Raw genomic sequence first — 2616 nt, forward strand, 5'->3', positions numbered from 1 at the left:
TTTACTAAAAGTAATGGCAGCATGATTTAAATATTTAGAGCGGATTTATCACTTATAAAACTGAATTGAGTGGTCTAATTAACGGAACCACCTCAGACGATGAATTTTATATAATCTTGTTTTTGAGCATTATCTTCAAATAACTCATCTGGAAATGGTGTTATAGATGGATCTGTTGATCCCCATGCCCAATTACTGTAGGCCTCAACAAAACTACTAGCCATTTGGGTATAGTCTGTATCATTCCCTTCTCTAAATTGCTGTTCATAAAAAGCAAATCTTTTATTTGAAAGCTCTGGGCACATTTCAACTAATTTTTTCATAAGCCCTTTCCATGAAGGAGCATTGAAATAACGTTGTGAAATACCAGATCCAATAAAAAGGATAGGCTGCACTTGTAAATCTGTCATAACCTCAGCAATATCTTGAGTTATTTCATCCTTATAGCTCATAGGACATCTCTATAAATTAATTATTTTCTATTAAACACTCTATTGCTCTAGATCTCATATATTTTTTGAAATTAATTAAAACGATATCATATAATCAAATAAAGAAATGGGAGCCTAGTGCTCCCATTTTCATTAATAATTTTTTCTGTTCTAGTAAGCTATAGCTAGCTTTGATTCAATAAATTGAGCAAATGGTTATATTCTTCACTCGTTATGTCTGTCAGTAGATCTTTCAATTTGACAGTCATCGTTGTATAAGTTTCTCGGCCATCATTATGATCGACGTGCTTAACATGGTCAGGAGTGAAGTATTTAAGAATCTGAATTAGACCATTATCATCTGTAATAAATTCTGATCTAAGGAATTGAGCTTTACCAGTACGCCCAAGGTGCTCAATCTCCAGTTTAATGTTTGCAAATCTACTTATTAACATAATGTCTGCTAAAGCATTTTCGGGATCAAACTTTTCAGGATTATCTTTGAATTTCATTAATTTTTTAGCGGCATGATTGCCGTACAGACATGCAAGAGCAATAGCAACTATTGGATGCTGTCTACTAAAGTCAAAATGATTAGTTTGTTTAATGATTTGTTTAGCTTTATCTAATCGTTGTTTAGGTGAAGTAGGGTTACTTAAGTTGAATTGGTTATTTAGAGCAGATAGAAAGCTTAAGTAGTCAGATCGTTTTTGTTCAATAGGATTTCCTCGCAAATCTTTTAAGAAACTTAGAATAAATTCATCAGATTCTGCTATATGTGCTTCAGTGAAAAAATTTCTTAGAGATTCGAGGTCAGATAGTATTTTTTCTTCTAATTCATCATCTGTATCTATTCCACGTGAATCGCTTACCTTCTCCATTAAAGCAAAAAGATATGAGAAGCTATGTTGAGGTCTATCTAATTCACGTAGATGGTCTATAAGTTTGGCTTTTCGAGGGTTAGCTTCAAGTGAAGAGCTTTTTAATTTTGTAGCACTTACAACGCAAATATCTAGCATATATAAGGTTGGCACACTTAAGTACCACTCTCTCATCATATTAACTAGTTCTGGATTAAACGGCATAGTCAGTGTTATTGAATCACTCTTAGTAAATTCTTTGACATTTTCTTTATTATTCATTGAAGCCTATTGAAATTATTTTTGGAAAATTAATATTGGTGGGCTGTAGGAGACTCGAACTCCCACACATTACTGTAATGACTTCCTATAAGTTCCAACACAAACCTATAGGCAAGTCATCGCGTATACCAATTCCGCCAACAGCCCATTTTGTATATAGAGATGAAAGTAAATACTTCAAGAGGATATATTTAATTTTTATGATTTTTTAATTCTTTTAGCATAGCATCCCGTAAAATTTCATTCATTCGTGTTTGATAGCCTTTGCCTTGAGCTTTAAACCATGCAAGTACATCAGCATCTAAACGGATGGAAGTCTGTTGCTTCACTGGGCGATAGAATTGATTATGGCGTACAGCATTGCTCCAGTCTGTAATTTCAGGAATATCTGAGAGATCTAGCTGATCATCAGGAACCGTCCCTTTAGCAAGCAAGCGTTCAATTTCAGCATCTTGCTTGTCGCTGAATTTTTTATTCAGTTCTTTGCGTGAGTATCTAACCATGCTCATATTTATCTCGCTCTGCTTTAGTTACTTGTCTTGCACTAATGATTCGTATGATTTCACAGTCATCTTCATCAAAGATGGTGTGAGCTACTAATAGCATTAGTACGCCTTTTACTCTTCCAATGGTTTGCCAACGTTCCTCACCATCGGTATGTCTATCCTGGATTGAGATCCTTAATGGATCATCAAAAACAAGGCTTGCCGTTTCGAAAGAGACATCGTGTTTTTTCTGATTCTTTCGATTCTTTGCCTCATCCCATTCGAAATACTGTTCCATAAAAAACATTCAAATTTGTATATACAATAATGTATCACAAAATTGTATCACTCAAGTTGAGAAGCGTAATTTTTAGTCAAAATTATTGGCAAAACATTCCAAAACTGCTCATAAAAAAGCCGACTTGTTTCGGTGTCGGCTTTTTGGTGTTTTTTTGGATTATGTAAAATTCACAAACAATTGATTTAATTAAAATAATTAAGAATGGTTTCGCATAATGCCCATTATGTTAAATAGGGGGATATTTATGCCTCATTAAA

Annotated in this window: 4 protein-coding genes and 1 tRNA gene; all 5 read right to left on the reverse strand. The window is 33.9% G+C overall.

Going from position 1 to position 2616, the window contains the following annotated elements; genetic code table 11:
* Window positions 1–92: 92 nt before the first annotated feature.
* Window positions 93–452 carry a hypothetical protein gene (locus F973_RS01515; RefSeq protein WP_004759454.1) on the reverse strand — a complete coding sequence of 120 codons (360 nt, stop codon included), beginning with the start codon at window positions 450–452 and terminating at the stop codon, window positions 93–95.
* Between the two features lie 164 nt (window positions 453–616).
* Window positions 617–1573, reverse strand: coding sequence for a hypothetical protein (locus F973_RS01520; RefSeq protein ID WP_004759457.1), 957 nt, complete (start codon window positions 1571–1573; stop codon window positions 617–619).
* A gap of 36 nt (window positions 1574–1609) precedes the next feature.
* Window positions 1610–1720, reverse strand: a tRNA-OTHER gene (locus F973_RS14935).
* Window positions 1721–1764: 44 nt separating this feature from the next.
* Complete coding sequence (locus tag F973_RS01525) at window positions 1765–2082, reverse strand: BrnA antitoxin family protein (protein ID WP_004759458.1); 318 nt, start codon at window positions 2080–2082, stop codon at window positions 1765–1767.
* The gene (locus tag F973_RS01530; RefSeq protein ID WP_004759459.1) at window positions 2069–2356 is read right to left on the reverse strand and encodes a BrnT family toxin; all 288 of its coding nucleotides are present in this window, start codon (window positions 2354–2356) and stop codon (window positions 2069–2071) included. The genes F973_RS01525 and F973_RS01530 overlap by 14 nt, the downstream gene beginning before the upstream one ends.
* Window positions 2357–2616: the final 260 nt, after the last annotated feature.

Source organism: Acinetobacter sp. CIP 102129, from assembly GCF_000368305.1.
Lineage (GTDB): Bacteria > Pseudomonadota > Gammaproteobacteria > Pseudomonadales > Moraxellaceae > Acinetobacter > Acinetobacter parvus.

Bases quoted from the DNA above. Each gene is read 5' to 3' on its own strand.
- F973_RS01515 (WP_004759454.1), bottom strand. From the start codon at position 452: ATGAGCTATAAGGATGAAATAACTCAAGATATTGCTGAGGTTATGACA.
- F973_RS01520 (WP_004759457.1), bottom strand. From the start codon at position 1,573: ATGAATAATAAAGAAAATGTCAAAGAATTTACTAAGAGTGATTCAATA.
- F973_RS01525 (WP_004759458.1), bottom strand. From the start codon at position 2,082: ATGAGCATGGTTAGATACTCACGCAAAGAACTGAATAAAAAATTCAGC.
- F973_RS01530 (WP_004759459.1), bottom strand. From the start codon at position 2,356: ATGGAACAGTATTTCGAATGGGATGAGGCAAAGAATCGAAAGAATCAG.